Genomic DNA, 22,890 nt, shown 5'->3' on the forward strand with positions numbered 1-22,890 from the left:
CGGTGACCTGGTCCTTCCTGAATCCTCTCTACACCGCGGTGTCCTGGATCATCGTCCAGTTCCACTCGCTGTACAGCCACGTCTTCCCGGCCGACAGCGGTTGGGCCTGGGGGCTGGCGATCGCCTCGATGGTGGTCGTGATCCGGATCTGCCTGATCCCGCTCTTCGTGAAGCAGATCAAGTCGACCCGGGCCATGCAGGCGATCCAGCCGAAGATGAAGGCCATCCAGGAGCGCTACAAGAACGACCGGCAGCGCCAGTCGGAAGAAATGATGAAGCTCTACAAGGAGGCGGGTACCAACCCCTTCTCGAGCTGCCTTCCGATCCTGGTCCAGATGCCGTTCTTCACCGCTCTCTACGGAGTGCTGAGCTCGATCGCGCACCACAAGCCCATCGGCGTCATCAACGGCGCGCTGCTGGACAGCGCCGGACGGGCGCACATCTTCGGTGCCCCGCTGTCGGCGACCTTCGTGAGCAGCCACTCGACCAACGTCAAGATCGTCACCGCGATCATGATCGTGCTGATGTCGCTGTCGCAGTTCGTCACCCAGCGCCAGCTGATGACCAAGAACGTGGACCTCTCGGTCAAGACGCCGTTCATGCAGCAGCAGAAGATGCTGATGTACGTCTTCCCGGTGATGTTCGCCGTGATGGGCATCAACTTCCCGGTCGGTGTGCTCGTGTACTGGCTCACCACCAACGTCTGGTCGATGGCCCAGCAGCTGGTCGTCATCCGCAACAACCCGACGCCGGGCTCCAAGGCCTGGGACGAGCGGCAGGCGCGGCTGAAGGCGGCCGGCCGGCTGAACCCGGACGGCACCGTGATCAAGGGCAGCGGTCCGCTCGGCAAGCTGTTCGGCGGCAAGGGCGCCGCTCCGGCCCCGCAGGAGGCCGCCGCGCTGGTGCAGGAGTCGGTGCAGGTGCGCCGCCAGCAGCCGCGCAAGCAGACCAAGGCGCAGCGTCAGCACCACGGCGGTGCCGCCGGTGCTGCCAAGCCGGACGCGGCTGCTGCCAAGTCGGAGACGGCCACGGAGCCCGAGGAGTCGGCCGCGCCGGTCGAGGACGCGGTTCCCAGCGGCCAGGGCGCCGGCCGGACGCAGGGCGGCGGCGGCAAGCGCCCGGCCGCCAAGCAGGGTGGTGGGGCCAAGCGCGGTCCGCAGCAGGGCGGCGGCCAGCGGCCCAAGAAGAAGTCCTGAGCCGCACCGGTCGGCCCACGCTCGCATCCGAACGTCGTTCCCGGCCCGCTCCGGGCCCGTATCACTAAGGAGCCCATCCCGTGACGGAAGGCACCACCTCCGCTGCCCTCAACGGCTCGGACGCCGCGGCCGACGCGGACACCCTGGTCACTCGCCTGGAGCAGGAGGGTGAGATCGCGGCCGACTACCTCGAAGGCCTGCTGGATATCGCCGACCTGGACGGCGACATCGACATGGACGTCGAGGGCGACCGGGCCCTGGTCTCCATCGTGAGTGAGGGCAACGACCGCACCCTGCAGCGGCTGGTGGGCCAGGACGGCGAGGTGCTGGAGGCGCTCCAGGAGCTGACCCGGTTGGCCGTGCACCGGGAGACCGGCGAGCGCAGCCGCCTGATGCTGGACATCGCGGGCTTCCGGGCCCGCAAGCGGGCCGAGCTGGCGGAGCTGGGTGCCAAGGCGGCGGAGCAGGCCAAGCAGACCGGCGAGCCGGTGAAGCTGCGGCCGATGACGCCGTTCGAGCGCAAGGTGGTGCACGACGCGGTGGCGGCAGCCGGGCTGCGCAGCGAGTCGGAGGGCGAGGAGCCGCAGCGCTGCGTCGTGGTGCTGGCGAGCTGATCGCTCGGGACGACCGGCCAAGGACCCCGCTCGCACGTCGGTGCGGGCGGGGTCTTCGTACGTAGCGCGTGCGGGGGTCCGGAGAATGGCGTGGGATTGTTTCACGTGAAACGGCAGGGGCAGTGAGCGGAGAGACTGAGATGGCGACGGAAAGTGCGGCGGGCGAGGGCGGTGCCCCGGGCCTGCCCGAGGCACCGCCGGCGGCGCGGGAGATCTTCGGTGAGAACTTTCCGGCGGCGCAGCGCTACACGGAGCTGCTGGCTTCGTCAGGGGTGCAGCGCGGGCTGATCGGTCCTCGGGAGGTGCCGCGGCTGTGGGACCGGCATGTGCTCAACTGCGCGGTGCTGGCCGAGCTGCTGCCGAGCGGGGCGTCGCTGTGCGACGTGGGGTCGGGCGCCGGGCTGCCGGGGATCCCGGTGGCGCTGGCCCGGCCGGACCTTTCGGTGACGCTGCTGGAGCCGCTGCTGCGCCGCACCACCTTCCTGGAGGAGGTGGTGCGTGAGCTCGGCCTGCAGAACGTCACGGTGCTGCGCGGGCGGGCCGAGGAGATGGTCGGCAAGATCTCGGTGGAGATCGTCACGGCGCGGGCGGTGGCGCCGCTGGACCGGCTGGCCGGCTGGGGCATGCCACTGCTGCGGCCGTACGGTCAGATGCTGGCGCTCAAGGGGGACACCGCCGAGCAGGAGCTGGCGGACTCGCGGTCGGCGCTGGTCAGGCTGGGCGCGGTGGAGTGGGCGGTGCTGCCGGTCGGGGAGCGGGTGCTCGGCGCCTCGACCCGGGTGGTCCAGGTGAAGGCCGGCGAAAGCCCGGGCGGCGTGAAGGCGGCGACGCGGCGCGCCAAGGCGGCTCGGGCCGGGCGGGTGAGCGGTCGGCCGGCCGAGCCGCGTGGCGGTGGCCGCCGCCGGCGCTGACCGCCCTGCGGAGAAAGCCCCTGGTCGCCGAGGTGCGACCGGGGGCTCTTTGCTGCCCCTGGTGCGTCGCCCTTGCTGCTCCCGGAGTGTCGTGCTGTCAGAATTCCGACATAGCGGGCATGGTGTTTCACGTGAAACGTCGTTCTCTGCTCTTCGGCATCCTCGGGCGCGGCCGGGCGGCGACTGTCGCCGCTCCGGTTTCACGTGAAACACTGACCCCCATGCAGGAGTCGGAGACCATCGATCAGATCGATGACACCCCCATCGCGCGGGCGGCGCAGGCCGCCGTGCAGGCGTTGGGGCGCGCGGGCGAGGGCCTGCCGCGACCGCCGGCGACCCGGGTGATCGTGGTGGCCAACCAGAAGGGCGGGGTGGGGAAGACCACCAGCACCGTCAACATGGCCGCCGGGCTGGCCATGCACGGGCTTCGGGTACTGGTGATCGACCTGGACCCGCAGGGCAATGCCTCCACCGCGCTGGGCATCGACCACCACGCGGAGGTGCCGTCGATCTACGACGTGCTGGTGGAGGGCAAGCCGCTGGCCGATGTGGTGCAGCCGGTCCTTGAGGTGGAGGGGCTGTTCTGCGTGCCCGCCACCATCGACCTGGCGGGCGCGGAGATCGAGCTGGTGTCGCTGGTGGCTCGGGAGAGCCGGCTGGCCCGGGCGATCGCGGCCTATGAGCAGCCGCTGGACTACATCCTGATCGACTGTCCGCCCTCACTGGGGTTGCTGACGGTCAATGCCCTGGTGGCGGGTCAGGAAGTGATGATCCCGATCCAGTGCGAGTACTACGCGCTGGAGGGGCTGGGACAGCTGCTGCGCAACGTGGACCTGGTGCGCGCGCACCTCAACCCGGCGCTGCACGTTTCCACCATCCTGCTCACCATGTACGACGCGCGGACCAGGCTGGCCGCGCAGGTGGCGGAGGAAGTGCGCAACCACTTCGCCACCGAGGTGCTGCGCACCGCGATCCCCCGCTCGGTGCGGATCTCCGAGGCCCCGAGCTACGGGCAGACGGTGCTCACCTATGACCCGGGGTCCACCGGAGCGCTCTCCTACCTGGAGGCGGCGCGGGAGTTGGCGCTGCGGGCGGTGGCGCCGGAGACGGGAGCGCCGACGGCGGTGGAGCAGGCGGCGGCCGAGGCGCTCGGCGCGGTGGGGCGGCACACGATCGGGGCGCAGGCGGTGCCGATGACGGAGCAGAGCACGATGGAGGGTAATCGGTGAGTGGTCGCAGGGGTCTGGGTAAGGGGCTGGGCGCGCTGATTCCGGCGGCGGCCTCACCGGCGCCCGCGGGTGCGGCTGCCGCGCCGGCGCGTCCGGCGGTGGGTCGGCCGGCGGGGTCGGCCCCCGGGGCCGCTGCGGTCTCGCCGAGCGCGGTGCCGCTGCTGCCCCCGCCCGGGCGGGGCACGGTGGCGGAGAAGGCGGCCGAGCAGGCGCTGACCGAGCTGGCGCCGGTGGCCGGTGCGCGGTTCGCGGAGCTGCCGCTGGACGCGATCACCCCGAACCCGCGGCAGCCGCGTGAGGTCTTCGACGAGCAGAAGCTCGAGGAGCTGGTCACCTCCATCAAGGAGGTGGGGCTGCTGCAGCCGGTGGTGGTCCGTCAGACCGGGCCGGACCGCTATGAGTTGGTCATGGGTGAGCGGCGCTGGCGGGCCTCGCGGGAGGCCGGTCTGGAGCGGATCCCGGCGATCGTGCGGGCCACCGAGGACGACAAGCTGCTGTTGGACGCGCTGCTGGAGAACCTGCACCGGGCGGAGTTGAATCCGCTGGAGGAGGCGGCCGCCTATGACCAGTTGCTGAAGGACTTCGGCTGCACCCATGACGGGCTGGCCGACCGGATCGGCCGCTCCCGTTCGCATGTCTCCAACACCCTGCGACTGCTGAAGCTGCCGTCCGCGGTGCAGTTGCGGGTGGCGGCCGGGGTGCTGACGGCCGGGCATGCCCGTGCGCTGCTGGGGGTGCCGGATGGTGAGCGGCAGGAGGCGCTGGCCACCCGGATCATCGCGGAGGGCCTCTCGGTGCGCACCGTCGAGGAGATCGTCGCGCTGATGGACGGGGAGGCCGAGGAGCCCAAGCGGGCCGCCGGGCCGAAGGCGGGCAAGCTGCTGTCGCCGGCCTTCAATGATCTGGCGGGTCGGCTTTCGGACCGGTTCGACACCCGGGTCAAGGTCGAGGTGTCGCAGCGCAACGGGAAGCTGGGCAAGGGCAAGGTGGTGCTGGAGTTCGCCTCGGTGGAGGACCTCAACCGGATCCTGGACAGCTTGGCTCCGGGGGAGGACGGGCTGCGGCTCTCGGGGAGCTGAGCACGGCCGGCGGAACCACCTGTGGGTGCATGTTTCACGTGAAACATGCACCCACAGGCGTTGTAGGTGCTGGCGGCCCGATCGGGTTGACTGCTCGATTCGTGTTGGACGGGGTCGCCAGGGGGAGGAACCGAAAGAGGAGGTGTGCTGCATGGGTCGCAGGATCGTCCCGTTGACGTTGGACAATCTGGCGGACCTGCCCGGACCCTGCCGCTCCTGTGTCTTCTGGGAGCTCGATCCGGTGCGGGGGCGCGAGGCGGTGGAAGCGGGCAAGGCGGAGGCGGAGAAGGAGGGATGGATCTCCGCGGTGCTGCTGGAGTGGGGGTCCTGCGGGCGGATCGCCTATGTGGACCAGCGGCCGGCCGGCTTCGCCTTGTACGCCCCGCCGGCCTATGTGCCGGGCTCGCAGTCGTTTCCGACCAGTCCGGTGTCGCCGGATGCCGTTCAGCTGATGATCAGTCGGGTGCTGCCGCCGTTCCAGGGGCAGGGGCTCGGCCGGGCGCTGGTGCAGACGGTGGCCAAGGATCTGGTGCGGCGCAACATCAGGGCGATCGAGGCGATCGGGGTGATCGGCAAGGAGCGGCCCAGCTGCCTGCTGCCGGCCGACCATCTGCTGGCGGTGGGCTTCAAGACGGTGCGGCCGCACCACCGCTACCCGCGGCTGCGGCTGGAGGCCAGGACGACGCTCTCCTGGCGTCGGCCGGCCGCGCTGGAGCGGCTGCTCGGCGGCGCCGCCCCCAAGGAGCCGGCGCTGCGGCCGTTCTGACGGCTGATCCGACGAACGGCGAAGGGGCGGACCGTCTGGTCCGCCCCTTCGCCGCGCAGTCGCGGAGGATCAGATGATGCCCGCCAGGTCGCGCAGCAGCGCGGCCTTCGGCTTGGCGCCGACGATGCTCTTGACCAGCTCGCCCTTGACGTACACGTTCAGGGTCGGGATGGAGACCACGCCGTACCGGGCGGCGATGGCCGGGTTGTTGTCCACGTCGACCTTGGCGACAGTCAGCTTCTCGCCGTGCTCCTCGGCGATGGCCTCCAGCACCGGGGCCACCTGGCGGCACGGGCCGCACCAAGTCGCCCAGAAGTCCACCAGAACGGGCTTCTCGCTCTTGAGGACCTCGTCGTCGAAGGTCGCGTCAGTCACGTTGATGGTGGAGCCGGCCACGGGATCTCCTAGGGTCTGTTCGGGGTGTTCTGTGGGGGTCAACAATGGCGGGCGCCGATCTGTTTCGGCGCCCGCCCGGTGGGGCTCAGACGGCGACGGCGGCCGCGGCCTTCTCCTGCTCGGCGGCGTGCGCCAGGTGGGCGAGGTACCGCTCGGCGTCCAGTGCGGCGGAGCAGCCGGTGCCGGCGGCGGTGATCGCCTGGCGGTAGGTGTGGTCGACGACATCGCCCGCGGCGAAGACACCGGTCAGGTTGGTGAGCGTCGACGGGGCGGCGACCTTGAGGTAGCCCTCGGCATCCAGGTCCAGCTGGCCCTTGAAGAGCTCGGTGCGCGGGTCGTGGCCGATCGCGATGAACAGGCCGGTGACCGGCAGCTCGCGCAGCTCGCCGGTGGTGGTGTCGCGCAGGGTGAGGCCGGTGAGCTTGGGGTCGCCGTGGATCGCCTCGACGGCGCTGTCCCAGGCGAAGCTGATCTTCGGGTCCGCGAAGGCGCGCTCCTGCATCGCCTTGGAGGCGCGGAGCTCGTTGCGGCGGTGGATTACGGTGACGCTCTTGGCGAACCGGGAGAGGAAGGTGGCCTCCTCCAGGGCGGTGTCGCCGCCGCCGACCACGGCGATGTCCTGGTCCTTGAAGAAGAAGCCGTCGCAGGTGGCGCACCAGGAGACCCCGCGCCCGGAGAGCGCGTCCTCGCGGGGGAGGCCGAGCTTGCGGTGCTGCGAGCCGGTGGTGACGATCACGGCGCGGGCCTGGTGGACGGTGCCCTCGGAGTCGGTGACGGTCTTGATGTCACCGGTGAGGTCGACGGCCACGACGTCGTCCGGGATCAGCTCGGCGCCGAACCGCTCGGCCTGGGCCCGCATGTTGTCCATCAGCTCGGGGCCCATGATGCCGTCGCGGAAGCCGGGGAAGTTCTCCACCTCGGTGGTGTTCATCAGGGCACCGCCCGCCGTCACCGCACCCTCGAAGACGAGGGGCTTGAGGGACGCCCGAGCGGTGTAGAGAGCTGCCGTGTAGCCGGCGGGGCCGGAACCGATGATGATCACATTACGGACGTCGCTCACTGCATCTCCTGGTTGGCATCGCGACCCGCGCCAGCGGGGGGAGGACGGCGGTCGTGCTCCGCCGCCCCTGGTCAACGACTGACCAGTCTCCCGCATTCCCGGCGCCCGGCACACCAGGTGGCCCCGGTCAGCGTGCCGGGATCTGCTGTTCCAGCTGGACGGCGGCCGGGGCGGTGGTGCAGCCGGGGGTGAGCAGGAAGACGTCCAGCCGGCCGGGGTCGTCGGCGAGCCGGAACACGTAGACGTCCACCGGGGCGCCCCGGTAGCCGCCATGGGTGATCAGCAGCGGCGTCTCGCCCTGGTGGCCGGTGACGGACTGCTGCACGCAGTCGGGCAGGCCGCCGCCGCTCTGCTGGGCGCTGGCGTGCGGCTGGCCGCCGCTGCCGGACGGCAGCAGGCGGTCGATCTGCTCGGGCAGTCCGGCGGCGGTGAACTCCGGGCCGGCAACGGACAGTGGGTGCTGCTGCTCGGGGTTGGGGGCGATGGCGCTGGCGGCGGTGGGCTGTGAGCCGCCCTGCTGGCTCAGCACCAGCCCGGTGGCGCCCAGGCCGAGCGCGGCCAGGCAGCCGGCCACGGCCAGCACCAGTCGACGCCGCCGGGAGCGGGCCCCGCCGGGGCGGCTGCTGCGGTCGCTGCGGGCGGGCGGCCCGGCGGTGCCACGACCCGGTGCGGCCGCCGCCGGCGGGGCACTGGGGGTGCTCGGCGGCTGGGCGGCGGCCAGCGCGGCGTCGATCCGCAGGGCGACCTCGGCGGGCATCGGCTCCACCGGGTCGGCCGCCAGCAGCGCGGCGACCTCGGTCAGGGCGGCCAGGGTGTCCGCGCACTCCGGGCAGCCCGCCAGATGGGTGCGCAGCGCCGCGGCCTCGGCCGGCGCGAGCAGGTCCTCCGACAGGTCCGCCAGGGTCTCGACGTCGGGGTGGGAGGCGTCGGCGGCCGGCTCGACTGGGTCGGGAGTCTGGTTCGTCATCGGCTCGTCGCATCTCCTCTCAGCGTCGGCTCTTGGGCGGGGACGGCCGGGCCCGCAGATGGGACGGAGCCGCGGGGCATCGGGTTCCCCGGTGGCGACGTTTCACGTGAAACGGCCGGTGCTCTGCCGCGCGTCGCCGGTGTTTCACGTGAAACACCGTCCTCGGCGCCGATGCGCAGATGGCGGACCAGCGGCAGCAGCTTGGCCCGGCCGCGGGCGCAACGGCTCTTCACGGTGCCGACCGGCACCCTCAGCAGCTCGGCGGCCTCCGCCACCGGATAGCCCTGCATGTCGACCAGAACCAGCGCGGCCCGCTGATCGGCCGGCAGCTCGGCCAGCGCGGCGCCCAGTTCGCGGCGCAGCTCGTGACGGAGCACCAGGGACTCGGTGGCCTCGGCCGCCGGCACCAGCGAGTCCAGCGGCGGCCGGTCGTCGGGTGCCTCCAGGGCGTCCAGCGAGTTGGTGCGGCGGGCGGCGGCGCGGCGGGCCCGGTCCAGGCAGGCGTTCACCACGATCCGGTGCAGCCAGGTGGTGACGGCGGCACGGCCCTGGAAGGTGTGCGCCGAGCGGAGTGCGGAGACCAGGGCGTCCTGCAGGGCGTCGGCGGCCTCCTCGCGGTCGCCCAGGGTGCGCAGCGCGATCGCCCACAGCCGGTCCCGGTGCCGGGTCACCAGCACGCCGAAGGCCGCCTGGTCCCCCGCGACGTGCCGGGCCAGCAGCTCGGCGTCACCAAGCTCGGCGGACGGCGGGAGGTCAGCCTCCTCGCGCTCGGGTCGCGCCGGTCCTGCCATCCGCCCCACACCTTCCCGGGCCGATCCGGCCTGTCTCAGCCGGCCACCTTGATCTCGGCCACCTGGCCGCGGTAACTGCCGTCCCCATCCTTGGGGAGGCTGGTGAGCCAGATCAAGAGGTAGCGGGTGTGGACCGGGCCGGCGAGCGGAAACTTGGCGTCGGTGGCGGTGGTCGCCGCCAGCGGTGCGGCGAAATCCTCGTGCCGGGTAGGCGCGGTGCTCGGGGTGCCGGTCGGCACCTGCAGCTGGACACCAGTGGCACCGCCGAGGAACTGCACCTCGACCGAGCTGACCGACTTCACGGCGCCCAGGTCGACCAGCAGCCCGACGCCGTGGCGCAGGGTCGGCAGGTCGTCCAGGTAGCCCTCGGTCGTCCAGGCGGTGGTGGGGTCGCCGTCATGGGTCTCCGGCAGCTGGCTGGGGTGGATCTGGGTGGTCGGGTCGGTGCCGTCGGGGTTGAACGAGGTGACGTTGCTGATCGTCAGCGGGGCGACCGGCGGGGCGCTGGTGGGTCCGTTGCTGGGCGGCTGGCCGGTCACGGTGCTGCCGAGCGTGGTGGGGCCGCTGCCGGTCGCACCGAGGGTGCCGGCCAGCTGCCAGGAGCCGTAGCCGATCGCCCCCAGCGCCACCAGGGAGACGGCCCACTTGAGCACCCTCTTGCCGCGCCGGGCGGCCGGGCGGGGCGCCGGGTGGCTGGGGGCGGCGGTCGGCCCGGGGCGGGCCGGAGCACCGGGGGCGGGGCGCAGCTGCTGGGTGCGGGCCGCGCCGGCGGGCGCTGCCGGGGTCCGGCCGACGGTCTGGCCGGGCGGGTAGCGGTGCGCAGAGCGGTCGCCGGCGTTCGAGCCGCTCTCCGGCTGGTGGATCTTCGGCAGCGCGGTGATCGCCTTGGCCAGGGCGGCCGGTGTGGTGATCGGGGCCTGCGGACCCGTGCCGGGGGTGCAGAGGATCCGGGCGGCCAAGGCGCAGAGGGTGGGCGGCGCGTCGGGGCGCAGCACCTCGGGCGCGGGCACGCCCCCGGTCAGGCCGCGCAGCTGGTAGCGGTCCTCAGGGTGCGGCCAGCGGTGGGTGAGGGCCGCGTAGAGCAGGGTGCCGATGGCCTTGGTGTCGGCCAACTCGGCGGCGGCCTGGTCCTCGGGCGCGGGCAGGCCGCGCAGTGCGGCGTCCACCGCGACGCCGTTGATCCGGAACTGGCCGGTGTCGGTGCGCAGCACGGCACGCGGGGTGAGCCGCAGGTGCGAGCGGCCGCCGCGGTGGGCGGCGGCGATCGCGTCGGTGACCTGACGGGCCATCTGGTAGGCCTCGTGCGGCGCCAGCGGACCGGCGGCCAGCAGGGTGGCGAGGTCGGTGGCGCCCGGGAGCCACTCCCGGATCACGTAGACCAGTTCGCCTTCCTGGACCGCGTCGAGCACCTGGACGAAGCGCGGGTCGCCGAGCAGGGCGGCCGAGCGGGCAGCGGCCAGCACGGCGTCGGCCCGGCGGCTGCCGGCGGCGAGCAGGTGCACCCCGACGGCGCGGCGCAGCATCTCGTCGACGGCACGCCAACTGCTGAAGGACGCCGACTGGGTGATGCACTCCTCCAGCCGGTACCGCCCGGCGATCCGGTCGCCGCTCTGCCGGACCGGTGCCGGCAGTTGCTCGGGCAGGGCCTCGTCCGCGGCTGACGGCGTGTCCGAGGCGACCGGCGACTCGTCGGACGCTGACGGCTCGTCGGTGCCCTTGCGCGGCCCGGCCGCAGGCTCGGTGGGGCCGGGGGCCGCGGCGGGATTGGCGGGCTTGGGGGCGGTCTTGGGGGCGGGATTGGCGGGCTTGGTGGCCTTGGGGGCGGGTTTGGCGGGCTCGGCGGTCTTGGGGGCGGTCTTGGCGGCCGTCCGCTCGGCGACCGCGGGGTGGGCGAGCTCGGCGGCGATCTCGGTGGCCGAGAGCGGCGCGGTGATCTCACCGGTGGCCTCGACGGCCCGCTCGACCGACCGCTCCGCGGCCCGCTCGGCGGCGGACGTGGCAGCGGTGCGGTTCTGCGGCCGCGCCGGAGCCTTGGACGAGGCCCCGGCCGGCCCGGCCGCCCTGGGCTTGCTCGCCGCCTGGCCACCGGCCGCCGCTGTCTTCGCAGGTGCCTTGCCCGTGCCCCGGGCCGCCGCGGGGTGACCCGGCGTCCTGGCGGAGCCCCTGGCACCGGCCCTGGACCGCGCCTTGGCGGTGCCGACGCCGGGCAGCGGCATGGTGAGCTCCGCTGTGGCCTCCGCGGTCGGCAGCGGCATGGTGAGCTCCGCTGTGGCCTCCGCGGTCGGCAGCGGCATGGTGCGGTCGGTGGAGGAACCCGCGGTCGGCAGCGGCATGGTCAGTTCGGCCGTGCCTTCGGCGATCGGCAGTGGTGCCGTGATCTCACCGGTGGCCTCGGCAGCTGACATGTCGACGGCCGCCTCGGTGCGATCCGTGGTGCGATCAGCCACCGTCGTCCTGCCTCCCCTTGTAGCGCCCGGTACGGCGCCCTCGCCATGCGGCCTCGGGAGGAGGACAGGCGAGGACCCGGGGCCGCGGCGACCGCGGTCCCAGTCGTTCGAAGACAATTGTGCCCACTCTTCCCACCGGAGTACGACCGCTGGTGCGGCCATCCGGTTCCGTCCGCCCCCACATTGGTCGGTCGGTGGGCGAACTGAAGGACGGTCAGCGGCCCAGTCGGTTACGGACCATGCCGATCATCGCGTTCAGCTCCTCGATCCGCATCCGGCGGGCCAGTACGACGAAGAGCGCCAGCTGTGCGGCGCCGGCCACCAGCACCGCGACCACGTTGCCCAGCCATCCGGAGAGCACGCTACCGAGGGCCAGCGCGAGCAGGAAACCGGCCGCACCGGCCGGCAGGCAGGCGATCGCCAACCGGACGTAGGTCTTGGTGATCCGCGCGGTGTCCAGCCCGCCGATCCGCCGCTTCAGCTTGGGCGCCGCCACCGCCACGCCGACCACATAGGCGGTGCCGTAGCCGAGCGCCATCCCGGTGACCGCCCACTGGGCCGGCAGCACCAGGTAGCAGAGCAGCGCGGCGCCGGCCTGGGTGGCGGCCACCCAGACGGTGTTGGAGAACGGCGTGCGGGTGTCCTCGTAGGCGTAGAAGCCGCGCAGCAGCACGTACTGCACCGAGTACGGGATCAGACCGAGCGCGAACGCGGAGAGCATGTAGCCGACCGCCGTGGTGCCGTGCGCGGCGCTGCCGCCGTTGCCCAGGCCGTAGATGGCGCCGCCGATCTGCGGGCCGAGCGCCAGGAAGAGGAAGGCGGCCGGCACGATCGCCACCGCCGAGGTGCGCAGTCCGTGGGAGAGGTCGTCGCGGACCGCGCCGTCGTCGCCGTCGGCGGCCGCGCGGGAGAGCCGGGGCAGTACGGCGCTCATCACCGAGACGGTGATCACCGCCATCGGCAACTGCCAGATCAGCAGCGCGTTGGAGTAGGCGGCCAGGCCGACGCCGAGGTAGCCGTGGTCGGCCGCGCGGCTGCCGGCGGCGGTGGCCAGCTGAGTGACCACCAGGTAGCCGGCCTGGTTGGCGAGCACGAAGAAGAAGGTCCACTTGGCGAGCCTCGCCGCCTTGCCGAGGCCGTGCCCGCGCCAGTCGAACCGCGGCCGGAACCGGAAGCCGGCCGAGCGCAGGTACGGCACCATGGCCAGCGCCTGGACGGCCAGTCCGAGCAGGGTGCCGATGCCGAGCAGCCGCAGCCCCTCGGGGCTGACCGATTCGGGGGCGACCCGGCTGTTCTGGAAGGTGCCGAAGACCCACAGGTACATCGCGAAGGTGAAGATCACCACGACGTTGTTGAGTACCGGGGTCCACATCATGGCGCCGAACCGGCCGCGGGCGTTGAGGATCTGACCCATCACCACGTGGACGCCCATGAAGAAGATGGTCGGCAGGCAGTAGCGGGCCAGGGCGACCGTGCTGTCGGCGCCGGCCGTGCTGGACATCAGCGAGTGCGAGATCAGCTGCACCAGCAGCGGAGCGGCCAGCACGGCCACGAAGACCACCCCGGCCAGACCCGCCATCACCAGGGTGAGCAGGCGGTTGGCGTAGGCGGTGCCGCCGTCCTCGTCCTGCTTCATGCTGCGCACCAGCTGCGGCACGAAGACCGCGTTGAGGGCGCCGCCGCCGATCAGGATGTAGAGCAGGGTGGGCAGGGTGTTGGCGGCCGAGTAGGAGTCGCCCATGGTGCCGACGCCGATCGCGGCCGCGATCACCATGGTGCGCAGGAAGCCGGTGGCGCGGGAGGCCAGGGTGCCGGCCGCCATGATCGCGCTGGAGGCCCGCAAGGTGGCGACCCGGCCGGGGGACGCCGGGTGATCGGCTTCGACGGGCTCCTCGGGGAGCCCGTCGGACAGCTCATCGGGCAACTCGTCGGGCGCCGTCGGCATCGCCGGTGGCAGCGGCGGCTTCGGGGGCACGGCGGGCACGGCGGGTGCGGCGGGTGCGGCGGGTGCCGGAGTCTGGGGCGGCCGGTGGACGGCGGCCGCGGTCTCCGCCGGGCTGAGCGGCGGGTCGAACTCGATCACCGGGACGAACGGCTCACCGGACTCGGTGGCCACCGCCGCGGCGACCGGGTCGAGCAGGGCGTCCGCGCCGAGGAGCGCGTCCGTCCCGTCCGTCTCGTCCGGCTCTGCCGGTTCCGCGGCGGCTTCCGGTTCTTCCTCAAGATCGGCCGAAAGGTCGGCCGAAAGGTCGGCCGAAAGGTCGGCCGAGGCGGCCTCGGCCGCTGCCACCCGGGCCCGGGCGGCAGCGGCCAGCCGTGCCCAGCGGGAGACGGGCGCCGCCGGCTCGGGGCCGTCAGCCGGCCGGTCGGGTCCGGTGGCCGGTTCCCGTACCGGCGCGGCCCGCTCGACCGCCTCGGCGCCGTCCCCCGCCGGCACCAGCGCGGGTTCGCGCACCGGCGCCACGGCTGCCAGCGGGTCGCCCTCGGCGGCTTCCCCGGTAGCCTCCTCGGCCTCCTCGGCCGCTTCGGCTGCCGCCTCGGCCGGCTGCTGGTACGGGCCCGGCCCGGTGGCGGTCGCGTACGGGTCGGCGGCGAACGGGTCCTTCGCGTAGGTCTCGCTGAGGTACCAGTCCGGCTCCTCGGTCAGCCGATCGTTGCCGCCGCGCTCGCTCATGCCACCCTCATCGCTGTCCGGGATCCGGCCCTGAGCACCTACTGTCTCATCACCGCTGGTCCCAACCCGGATTTCGACGCAGTCGGCCGGGGGAACTCCCGTCGGCGGCGCTAGGGATGCGCGACCGCGGGGTCGGACGCCCGGTCCGGGTCGCCGTCGGCCGGGGCCTCAGGGGCCTGCTGGTCGGCCGCCGCGCCCTCCCCCAGCCTTCGGCCGGGGGTACCCCCATGGCCGTCGGGGTCGGCCAGCGGGGCGTCCGGGTCCTCCGGGGGCTCCTCGCCGCGCTTGCGGCGCTTCAGGAAGATCCGCAGCCCGGCGGCCAGCACCAGCACCGTGCCGGCGCCGACCACCCACCAGACGCCGCTGGTCACCTGGGTGACGTTGACGGTGAAGTACACCTTCGGGCCGTACGGCTGGGCATCTGGCCCGGTCGTAAACAGCTGCGCGGTCATCTGCACCGCGCCGTTGCCCAGGGCCTGCGCCTGGAACCGGGCCGAGGTGCTCTGCGCCGGGTCAAGCGTGATCGGGTGCAGGTTGGTCACCTTGAGCCGGTTGGGCTGGCCCGAGCTGAGCCGCAGCTCCAGGTTGGTCACGCCCTGCTGGAGCTCGTTGCGGACGCTCACCTGCAGCACCCCGGAGTCGCCCGCGAGCGTGATGGTCTTGCTCTTGACCGGGATCGACACCGCGTTATGCAGACGCTCCAGGTAGTTCTGGGCGTTGTCCAGGTAGTCCGACGCCGCCGATTGGTTGCCGCGCCACTGGGTGGAGGTCACGCTCTCCAGCGCCGCGGCGAACGGCGCGCTCACCCGCTCCCGATTGGTCAGGATCTGCAGCAGCTGCTGCTCCTGCTGCTGGGTCTGCCCGATCTGGCCGAACGTGTCGGCGGGCAGCTCGCCGCCCCGCAGATCGGCCGGGTAGGCGTCCGGGCCGGCCACGCTGGTGCCGGCGTCGGGGTCCGGCGCGGCGGTGGCCACCGTGGTGTACGGGACCTGGCTGATCCAGTGGCCGTCGGAGGCGGCCTTCAGCGAGGCCTTCAGCACGTCGGCCGCGCTGGCGGACAGGTCGCGCGGCGGCATCACCAGCAGGGTCCGCTGGGAAAGCCGCTGCTGCTGGATCGCCAGGGTCTCGGTCAGGAACCGCTGCTGGGCCTGGGCCTTGGCGTCGGGGGTCTTCAGGTCGTACCGGAACAGGGAGGCGATGGTGTCGTCGGCGACCACCGCGGTCTGGTTCTGGCCGATCGGCCGGGCCGCGTTCGGGCTGTAGTTGAGGTGGTCCGGCAGGCTGGCGCTGTTCACCAGCACCTGGGTGGCACCGAGTTGCTGGGTGGTCTGGACGATCTGCGGGTCCAGGTAGCCCTGGTCGGGCCAGGCCACGGTGTCCAGCGAGTCCACCGGCAGCGGGCCGTCGATCTTCAGCTTGCCGGCGGTGCGGGCGGTGCTCAGGAAGGTGCCCGCGTCGGGCAGCGAGCCGCCGTTGTGCGCGATCGAGGCCAGGTCCGGGTCGCCGTAGGGCAGCGCGATCACCTGATCGTTCGGCTTGACGACCGCGGCGCGCAGCTTGTTCAGCCAGTCGGTGGCCACGGCGGTGCCGGTGCCTGGCACGGTGTTGCTCTCGGTCGCCGACTCCCCGGAGTGCCCGGGCTGCTGCACCCGGTACGGCTTGGTCATCGCCTGCACCGCGTCCAGCAGGTCCGGGTCGATCACCCAGGTGAGGCTGGGGATGTCCTGCCCGTCGGCGAGCAGCTTGCCAAGCCGGCCGTTCGGGCCCAGGTCGGCGGCCAGGCTGTCGTCGCGCAGCACCGGCTGGTCGGTGTCCTGGACGGTCTGCGGGACCAGCTCGGGCGCGTGGGTGAGCGGCCACAGGGTGGCCACCTGCAGCGGCTTCTGGTCGCCCGGGTTCGGGTAGTACGCCAGCGTGGTGCGGCCGATGCCCACCTGGTGCGAGCTGCCGTCGTCGGCGGTGCCGGCCTCGACGTCCACCGCCAGCTCGTAGTAGCCGTTCCCGGCGAGCTTCAGATCGCCCAGCGTGGTGGGCAGGTGGAACGGCACGCTGCCGCCGGGGGCCAGGTCGGTCAGCTGCTGCACCGGGGCGGGCAGCAGGGTGCCGTCCTGGTAGACCGGGTCGGTCCGGGAGAGCATCGCGGCGATCTCGCTGCGGGTGCCCAGCTGCTGCTGGCCGCGCCCCAGGGTCAGGCCGACCTTGGGGGCCTTCAGCGCGGTCGGGCCGGGGTTGCTGACCGTGCCGTAGACGTCCAGCTTGCCGTCGGGGGTCTGCTGCACGTCGGTGATCGTCACGGCGGCCGGGAAGTCGGGGGAGACGGCGACGGCCGGCGGGGTGGCGGCGACGCCGACCAGCGTCAGCGCCCCGCCCAGCAGGGCGGCCGTCCGGCCGGCCCGCAGCCGGCGTCGGCGGCCCCGGCGCGCGCCGCGGGAACCCTCGGTGTGCCGTGCTGGCTCGCCCACGCGCTTCGTCCTCGCCGTTCTGGATCGCCGTCGTCTTCGTTGCTGATCGCCGTGCCGTCGTGCTGCTCGGTGTACGTACACCCGGAGCGACGCGTCGCGCCACTTCACGGGTTCCCCGGCATGGTAACGACGCTGCCCGGGTCCCAGTGTTGCGGGCCGGGCGAAGCGGGCGCCGCCCGGAACTCACGGGCGCCCGGAAAAGCCGCGAGCGACCGGTGGGCCCGGCCACGTACCCTTGTGTGCCGTGTCCAACGCTGATGAGCCCACCGAGATCCGAACCGCCCCGCCTGCCGTCACGGCCCTGCCAGGACTGAGCGAGGCCCAGACGCTGGGCCTGCAGGAACTGCTGCGGGTCTCCCCGGTGGCGGACGAGATCGCCCAGCGGTTCCAGGATGCCGGATACCGACTGGCCCTGGTCGGCGGCTCGGTGCGGGACGCGCTGCTCGGCCGGCTCGGCAACGACCTGGACTTCACCACCGACGCCCGCCCCAAGCAGGTGCTCAAGCTGGTGCGCGGCTGGGCGGACGCGGTCTGGGACGTCGGCATCGCCTTCGGCACCGTCGGCGCCCGCAAGGACACTGCCGACGGCAGCTTCCAGATCGAGATCACCACCTACCGCTCCGAGGCCTACGACCGCACCTCCCGCAAGCCCGAGGTGACCTACGGCGACACCATCGGGCAGGACCTGGTCCGCCGCGACTTCACGGTCAACGCGATGGCCGTGGACCTGCCCGGGCGCGGCTTCGTCGACCCGCACCACGGCCTGGATGACCTGGAGGCCCGGGTGCTGCGCACGCCGGCCACCCCCGAGGAGTCCTTCTCCGACGACCCGCTGCGGATGATGCGGGCCGCCCGGTTCGCCGCCCAGCTGGACTTCGACCCGGCGCCCGAGGTGGTGGCCGCGATGACCGCGATGGCCGAGCGGATCACCATCGTGTCGGCCGAGCGGATCCAGGCCGAGCTGAACAAGCTGCTGCTCGCCAAGCACCCGGTCAAGGGCCTGCGGCTGCTGGTGGACACCGGGCTGGCCGACTTCGTGGTGCCCGAGCTGCCGGCGCTGCGCCTGGAGAAGGACGAGCACCACCGGCACAAGGACGTCTACGAGCACTCGCTGACCGTGCTGGAGCAGGCGATCGCGCTGGAGTCGGACGGGCCGGACCTGACGCTGCGGCTGGCCGCACTGCTGCACGACATCGGCAAGCCGCGCACCCGCCGGTTCGAGTCGGACGGCCGGGTGTCGTTCCACCACCACGAGATCGTCGGCGCCAAGATGACCCGCAAGCGGATGCGGGAGCTGAAGTACTCCAAGGAGCTGATCGACGACGTCTCGCGGCTGGTCGAGCTGCACCTGCGGTTCCACGGCTACGGCGGCGGCGAGTGGACCGACTCAGCGGTGCGCCGCTACGTCACCGACGCGGGACCGCTGCTGGAGCGGCTGCACCGGCTGACCCGGTCGGACTGCACCACCCGCAACAAGAAGAAGGCCGCCACGCTGTCGCGCACCTATGACGGCCTGGAGGAGCGGATCGCCCAGCTGCGGGCCCAGGAGGAGCTGGACGCGATCCGGCCCGCCCTGAACGGCAACGAGATCATGGAGCTGCTCGGCCTGAAGCCCGGGCCGGCGGTCGGCCGGGCCTACAAGCACCTGCTGGAGATGCGCCTGGAGCACGGCCCGATGACGGAGGACGAGGCCGTGGCCGAGCTCAAGGCCTGGTGGGCGGCCCAGCCGCAGGACTGACGCGCCGACCGGTCGACGGTGCGTCAGTCCTGACGCACCGTCAGGTGGCTTCGGAGCCCGACCCGGAGCCGCTGCCCCCGGTGCTGCCGCTGCCGCTGCCCGAGGACTGCGGCGAGGCCAGGCAGAGCACGAAGCTCTGCGGGGGGTCACGGTGGACGAACCAGTGGGTGGCGTTGGAGTACGGCTGGCAGACCGAGGAGGGGTCGTCGCCCAGGCTGGCGACCCGGGCCACCACCTTGTAGTCGGCCAGCGAGCTGGAACAGGAGACCACCGTGACCGAGGCGTCGCTGTCGTCCGAACCGCCGCTGGTGTTGGCGTCGTGGATGCAGTCGCCGGCCCGCACGGTCGCCACGTCGGCAGTGGCGTCGGTGGACCCGCCGGTCGCGGAGGCCGCCAGCGCGATCGGCAGCACCACGGCCAGCAGCACCGCGACGACCGGCAGCAGCAGCATCCAGATCGCGGCCCGCTTGGTGAGCGGGCGGCCCGGGTCGAGCTGCGGACCGTGGCTGCCGGGCTGCGGCGCCGGCAGCCGGCGCAGTTGCTGGTAGGCGGACCGGTTGCGGAGCAGCGCGATCAGCGTGAAGAGGCTGGACACGTAGCTCCACCAGCCGCGCCACAGGGTCCGCTCGGACATGTCGCGGACCAGCGCGGTGCCGCAGACCTGGCAGAACGGGCCGCGGTTGCTCAGGAACCGCATCAGCACGATCAGGCCCTGGTGGCCGCGCACCGTGACGTCGGCCGCCGGTATGCCGCCGCAGATCCGGCAGGCCAGCACCTGCGGGTAGCCGTATCCCGGGGCGGCCGGCGGGTAGGCGCCGTAGCCGTAGCCGTAGTCGGGTTGCGGAGCCCCGAACTGCGGGGCGGCGGTGGGCTGGCCGGGGTACGCCTGCGGGACGGCGTCCTGCGGCGCTGCCGGATAGGGCGTGGCGGGTGCCGGCGCCGCCCAGGGGTTCGGCTGGGCGGGCACCGATGCGGGTACGGCCGGCGGCACCGTCGGTGGTGGCGGAATGTACGGGTTCGGCGGCTGTTGAGGCTGGGTCACCACGGGTCTCCGGTGGTCGGCTGACGGGGCGTCGGTGCGCCCAGGTACCTTAGCGCCGCCGGGTGCCGGCCCGGGAGTAAAGGGCGGCGCTGGCTGCGTATGCCAACGACACCGCGGCCAGGACCGGCACGGATCGTCCGCTGAGCGGCAGCACCAGGGCGGAGACGGCCGCCGCCGCGACGAAGGCGACGTTGAAGAGCACGTCGTAGATGGCGAAGACCCGGCCCCGGTAGTCGTCCGCCACCGAGTTCTGCACGATGGTGTCCGCGCAGATCTTGGTGCCCTGGGTGATGACCCCCAGCAGCAGCGCGGCCACCATCACCGGCCCGACGGCGAAGAACAGCCCGAGCGCGGGCACGAAGACCGCGGCGGAGGCCAGGCAGGCGGTCATCCAGCCGTCCAGCCCGAGCCGCCGGGAGAACCAGGGGCTGACCACGGCGGCCAGGAAGAAGCCGACCGCGGAGAAGGCCAGCGCGGTGCCGAGGGTGGCCAGCCCGCCACGGGAGTCGCCGGGGGTGTTGAAGGTGTACCGGGAGAGCATCAGCACGGTGACGATCAGCACCCCGTAGCAGAACCTGGCCGCGGTCACCGCGGCCAGCGCGCGCACCGCGGGCCGGCTCTCCCGCACCAGGTGGCGCAGGCCCTCGACCAGCGCCCGCCCGGCCTGGCCGAGCGCCTGGCGCAGATCGGGCCGGTCGGGGTGGTGCTCGGGGCCGAGCAGCTCCACGTCCATCCGGCGGGCCGCCAGCCCGGCCGCCAGATAGAGCACGGCGCCCACCGTGACCAGCGCGGCGTCGGCGTGGGGGCCGGGCGGCAGCACCTGGTGCACCACGAATCCGGTGCCGCCGCCGACCACCGCGGCGACCGTGCCGGCGGTCGGGCAGAGTGCGTTGGCGGTGACCAGGCGGTCGGCTTCGACCACCCGGGGGAGGGCGGCGGACAGGCCGGCCAGGATGAACCGGTTGACTGCGGTGACCATCAGGGCGGCCGCGAAGAAGAGCCACTCCGGGGCGCGGACCAGGAGCAGGGCGGCGGTGCCCAGACCCAGGCCGAACCGGACCAGGTTGCCCAGGTAGAGCACCTGGCGGCGGCGCCAGCGGTCGAGCAGCACGCCGGCGAACGGGCCGATCACCGAGAACGGCAGCAGGAGCACCGCCATCATCGAGGCGATGTCCGCCGGGGTGGACTGGCGCTCCGGGGAGAAGATCACATAGGAGGCGAGGGACGCCTGGAAGACGCCGTCGGAGAGCTGGGAGAGCAGCCGTACGCCCAGCAGTCGGCGGAAGTCCCGGGCCAGCAGCAGGGCGCGCAGGCTCGCGCGGCCGGTGTCCGAGGCGCGGGGGGCCTGCGCCGGTCGTCGAGTGATCGCCACCCGCCCAGAGTGACACGACGAGGGCCGATGTTTCACGTGAAACATCGGCCCTCGTGGGTGCTGACGAGCTATCAGCGGTACTCAGTGACGAGTACTCAGCGCTCGACCTCGCCGCGGATGAACTTCTCGACGTTCTCCTTGGCCTCGTCGTCGAAGTACTGAACCGGCGGCGACTTCATGAAGTAGGAGGACGCGGAGAGGATCGGGCCACCGATGCCGCGGTCCTTGGCGATCTTCGCGGCGCGCACGGCGTCGATGATCACACCGGCCGAGTTCGGGGAGTCCCAGACCTCGAGCTTGTACTCCAGGTTCAGCGGGACGTCGCCGAACGCGCGGCCCTCAAGGCGGACGTACGCCCACTTGCGGTCGTCCAGCCAGGCGACGTAGTCCGACGGACCGATGTGGACGTTCTTGGCGCCCAGGTCACGGTCGCGGATCTGCGAGGTGACGGCCTGGGTCTTGGAGATCTTCTTGGACTCCAGGCGCTCGCGCTCGAGCATGTTCTTGAAGTCCATGTTGCCGCCGACGTTCAGCTGCATGGTGCGCTCGAGGATGACACCGCGGTCCTCGAACAGCTTGGCCATCACGCGGTGCGTGATGGTGGCGCCGACCTGCGACTTGATGTCGTCACCGACGATCGGCACGCCGGCCTCGGTGAACTTGTCGGCCCACTCCTTGGTGCCGGCGATGAACACCGGGAGGGCGTTCACGAAGGCGACCTTGGCGTCGATGGCGCACTGGGCGTAGAACTTGGCGGCGGCCTCGGAGCCCACCGGCAGGTAGCAGACCAGGACGTCGACCTGGGCGTCCTTGAGGACCTGGGCGACGTCGACCGGAGCCTCGTCCGACTCCTCGATGGTCTCCAGGTAGTACTTGCCGAGACCGTCGAGGGTGTGACCGCGCTGCACGGTGATACCGGTCGGCGGCACCTCGCAGATCTTGATGGTGTTGTTCTCGCTGGCGGTGATGGCGTGCGCCAGGTCCTGGCCGACCTTCTTGGCGTCGACGTCGAACGCGGCGACGAACTCCACGTCACTGACGTGGTACTCGCCGAACTGCACGTGCATCAGGCCCGGGACCTTGCCGGCCGGGTCGGCGTCCTTGTAGTACTCGACACCCTGCACCAGCGACGCGGCGCAGTTGCCCACGCCCACGATGGCTACGCGAACCGAACCCATTCCGGTTGCTCCCTGTGTACTCGTGAGGCTTCGCCGCGGAACGACGATCCTCGTGCTGCATCTCATCTGACTATCTGACGGGCGCGCACGGCGCCCAGGTCCACCGCGCGACGCGCGTAGCGAGCACGCGGACGCGGTGGCGGCCCTCCTATACGGAGCGCCCCGGGCGGTCGTACGGTGACCGGAGCGGATCGGGGGATCCGTTCACGTGGTCACGGCCGTCCGAAGTCTGTGGTGTGGCGGAACCACCCGGTGGTGCGGCGGCCCGGCCGGTCCGATTGGCCCGCTCGGTCTCGATCAGCTCGTTGAGCCAGCGGACCTCGCGCTCCACCGACTCCAGACCGTGCCGCTGCAGTTCGAGGGTGTAGTCGTCGAACCGCTCGCGGGTGCGGGCGATCGAGGAGCGCATGCGCTCCAGGCGCTCCTCCAGCCGGCTGCGCCGGCCCTCCAGCACGCGCATCCGCACCGCTCGGTCGGTTTGACCGAAGAACGCGAAGTGCACACCGAAGTGCTCGTCCTCCCAGGCGTCCGGGCCGGAGTCGGCGAGCAGCTCCTCGAAGCGCTGCTTGCCCTCGGCGGAGAGCCGGTAGACGATCTTCGATCGCTTGCCGTTCAGCGCCGTGGCCGGGACGTACTGGGTGTCCGGGTTGTCCTCCACCAGGAATCCCTGGGCGACCAGGCTCTTCAGGCACGGGTAGAGCGTGCCGTAGGAGAAGGCACGGAACGAACCGAGCAGCACATTGAGGCGCTTGCGCAGCTCGTAGCCGTGCATCGGGGCGTCGTGCAACAGGCCGAGAACGGCGAACTCCAGCACTCCTGAGCGCCTGCTCACGCGGTCCGGCCTCCTTCCGACAGGTCCCGATTCGCCGCATCGCCGCGGTTATGCCGCCGCGATGTATCGACTCGATATATCGAGAACGATAGGCCGGGGTCACGATTGGGGCAAGGGGGGCACGGGTGAATGTGAT

General features: G+C 72.4%; 18 protein-coding genes. 7 read left to right on the forward strand and 11 right to left on the reverse strand.

Annotated features, from left to right (window positions below):
- The first annotated feature begins 2 nt into the window (after positions 1 to 2).
- From yidC to P3T35_RS25910, 6 genes are all read left to right on the forward strand, one after another.
- Complete coding sequence (gene yidC / locus P3T35_RS25885; protein WP_101380677.1) at positions 3 to 1,196, forward strand: membrane protein insertase YidC; 1,194 nt, start codon at positions 3 to 5, stop codon at positions 1,194 to 1,196.
- A gap of 80 nt (positions 1,197 to 1,276) precedes the next feature.
- The gene (locus tag P3T35_RS25890; protein WP_101380678.1) at positions 1,277 to 1,810 is read left to right on the forward strand and encodes a R3H domain-containing nucleic acid-binding protein; all 534 of its coding nucleotides are present in this window, start codon (positions 1,277 to 1,279) and stop codon (positions 1,808 to 1,810) included.
- A 140-nt stretch (positions 1,811 to 1,950) separates the two neighbouring features.
- A complete protein-coding gene (rsmG, locus tag P3T35_RS25895) occupies positions 1,951 to 2,721 on the forward strand; it encodes a 16S rRNA (guanine(527)-N(7))-methyltransferase RsmG (RefSeq protein WP_101380679.1) in 771 nt (256 codons plus the stop codon).
- 221 nt (positions 2,722 to 2,942) lie between these two features.
- Positions 2,943 to 3,950: a ParA family protein gene (locus P3T35_RS25900; RefSeq protein WP_280707909.1), complete on the forward strand. Its 1,008-nt coding sequence runs from the start codon at positions 2,943 to 2,945 to the stop codon at positions 3,948 to 3,950.
- Complete coding sequence (locus P3T35_RS25905; RefSeq protein ID WP_101380680.1) at positions 3,947 to 5,029, forward strand: ParB/RepB/Spo0J family partition protein; 1,083 nt, start codon at positions 3,947 to 3,949, stop codon at positions 5,027 to 5,029. Before P3T35_RS25900 ends, P3T35_RS25905 begins: the two co-directional genes overlap by 4 nt.
- Before the next feature lie 151 nt (positions 5,030 to 5,180).
- Entirely contained in the window at positions 5,181 to 5,795 is a 615-nt protein-coding gene (locus P3T35_RS25910; RefSeq protein ID WP_101380681.1) for a GNAT family N-acetyltransferase, read from the forward strand.
- A 69-nt stretch (positions 5,796 to 5,864) separates the two neighbouring features.
- Here P3T35_RS25910 and trxA read toward each other — a convergent pair whose 3' ends face one another.
- The 7 genes from trxA to P3T35_RS25945 all read right to left on the reverse strand — a co-directional run bounded on the left by trxA (position 5,865) and on the right by P3T35_RS25945 (position 16,592).
- Entirely contained in the window at positions 5,865 to 6,191 is a 327-nt protein-coding gene (gene trxA / locus P3T35_RS25915) for a thioredoxin (RefSeq protein WP_101380682.1), read from the reverse strand.
- A gap of 85 nt (positions 6,192 to 6,276) precedes the next feature.
- Positions 6,277 to 7,251, reverse strand: coding sequence for a thioredoxin-disulfide reductase (gene trxB / locus P3T35_RS25920; RefSeq protein WP_101380683.1), 975 nt, complete (start codon positions 7,249 to 7,251; stop codon positions 6,277 to 6,279).
- Positions 7,252 to 7,378: 127 nt separating this feature from the next.
- A complete protein-coding gene (locus P3T35_RS25925) occupies positions 7,379 to 8,218 on the reverse strand; it encodes a zf-HC2 domain-containing protein (RefSeq protein ID WP_101380684.1) in 840 nt (279 codons plus the stop codon).
- Positions 8,215 to 9,009, reverse strand: coding sequence for an RNA polymerase sigma factor SigM (gene sigM, locus P3T35_RS25930; RefSeq protein ID WP_101380685.1), 795 nt, complete (start codon positions 9,007 to 9,009; stop codon positions 8,215 to 8,217). Before sigM ends, P3T35_RS25925 begins: the two co-directional genes overlap by 4 nt.
- 35 nt (positions 9,010 to 9,044) lie before the next feature.
- Positions 9,045 to 11,456: a hypothetical protein gene (locus P3T35_RS25935; RefSeq protein ID WP_280707913.1), complete on the reverse strand. Its 2,412-nt coding sequence runs from the start codon at positions 11,454 to 11,456 to the stop codon at positions 9,045 to 9,047.
- Between the two features lie 214 nt (positions 11,457 to 11,670).
- On the reverse strand, positions 11,671 to 14,130 hold the full coding sequence (gene murJ, locus P3T35_RS25940; protein ID WP_101380688.1) for a murein biosynthesis integral membrane protein MurJ: 2,460 nt from the start codon (positions 14,128 to 14,130) through the stop codon (positions 11,671 to 11,673).
- 110 nt (positions 14,131 to 14,240) lie between these two features.
- Complete coding sequence (locus P3T35_RS25945) at positions 14,241 to 16,592, reverse strand: hypothetical protein (RefSeq protein ID WP_101380689.1); 2,352 nt, start codon at positions 16,590 to 16,592, stop codon at positions 14,241 to 14,243.
- 310 nt (positions 16,593 to 16,902) lie between these two features.
- Between P3T35_RS25945 and P3T35_RS25950 the strand changes: the two genes are divergently transcribed.
- Positions 16,903 to 18,330, forward strand: a complete 1,428-nt coding sequence (locus tag P3T35_RS25950) for a CCA tRNA nucleotidyltransferase (RefSeq protein ID WP_180356873.1) — start codon at positions 16,903 to 16,905, stop codon at positions 18,328 to 18,330.
- 40 nt (positions 18,331 to 18,370) lie between these two features.
- Here P3T35_RS25950 and P3T35_RS25955 read toward each other — a convergent pair whose 3' ends face one another.
- From P3T35_RS25955 to P3T35_RS25970, 4 genes are all read right to left on the reverse strand, one after another.
- Positions 18,371 to 19,372, reverse strand: coding sequence for a hypothetical protein (locus P3T35_RS25955; protein ID WP_143676825.1), 1,002 nt, complete (start codon positions 19,370 to 19,372; stop codon positions 18,371 to 18,373).
- Between the two features lie 49 nt (positions 19,373 to 19,421).
- The gene (locus P3T35_RS25960) at positions 19,422 to 20,744 is read right to left on the reverse strand and encodes an MFS transporter (RefSeq protein ID WP_280707916.1); all 1,323 of its coding nucleotides are present in this window, start codon (positions 20,742 to 20,744) and stop codon (positions 19,422 to 19,424) included.
- A 95-nt stretch (positions 20,745 to 20,839) separates the two neighbouring features.
- On the reverse strand, positions 20,840 to 21,922 hold the full coding sequence (locus P3T35_RS25965; protein WP_101380692.1) for an inositol-3-phosphate synthase: 1,083 nt from the start codon (positions 21,920 to 21,922) through the stop codon (positions 20,840 to 20,842).
- A gap of 148 nt (positions 21,923 to 22,070) precedes the next feature.
- The gene (locus P3T35_RS25970; protein WP_101380693.1) at positions 22,071 to 22,754 is read right to left on the reverse strand and encodes a PadR family transcriptional regulator; all 684 of its coding nucleotides are present in this window, start codon (positions 22,752 to 22,754) and stop codon (positions 22,071 to 22,073) included.
- Positions 22,755 to 22,890: the final 136 nt, after the last annotated feature.

It is taken from the genome of Kitasatospora sp. GP30, assembly GCF_029892145.1.
GTDB classification, from domain to species: Bacteria; Actinomycetota; Actinomycetes; order Streptomycetales; family Streptomycetaceae; genus Kitasatospora; species Kitasatospora acidiphila.

What these genes read in the sequence shown, in the direction of transcription:
- sigM (WP_101380685.1), bottom strand. Translation starts at nt 9,009, where the DNA reads ATGGCAGGACCGGCGCGACCCGAGCGCGAGGAGGCTGACCTCCCGCCG.
- rsmG (WP_101380679.1), top strand. Translation starts at nt 1,951, where the DNA reads ATGGCGACGGAAAGTGCGGCGGGCGAGGGCGGTGCCCCGGGCCTGCCC.
- P3T35_RS25910 (WP_101380681.1), top strand. Translation starts at nt 5,181, where the DNA reads ATGGGTCGCAGGATCGTCCCGTTGACGTTGGACAATCTGGCGGACCTG.
- P3T35_RS25900 (WP_280707909.1), top strand. Translation starts at nt 2,943, where the DNA reads ATGCAGGAGTCGGAGACCATCGATCAGATCGATGACACCCCCATCGCG.
- murJ (WP_101380688.1), bottom strand. Translation starts at nt 14,130, where the DNA reads ATGAGCGAGCGCGGCGGCAACGATCGGCTGACCGAGGAGCCGGACTGG.
- P3T35_RS25925 (WP_101380684.1), bottom strand. Translation starts at nt 8,218, where the DNA reads ATGACGAACCAGACTCCCGACCCAGTCGAGCCGGCCGCCGACGCCTCC.
- P3T35_RS25965 (WP_101380692.1), bottom strand. Translation starts at nt 21,922, where the DNA reads ATGGGTTCGGTTCGCGTAGCCATCGTGGGCGTGGGCAACTGCGCCGCG.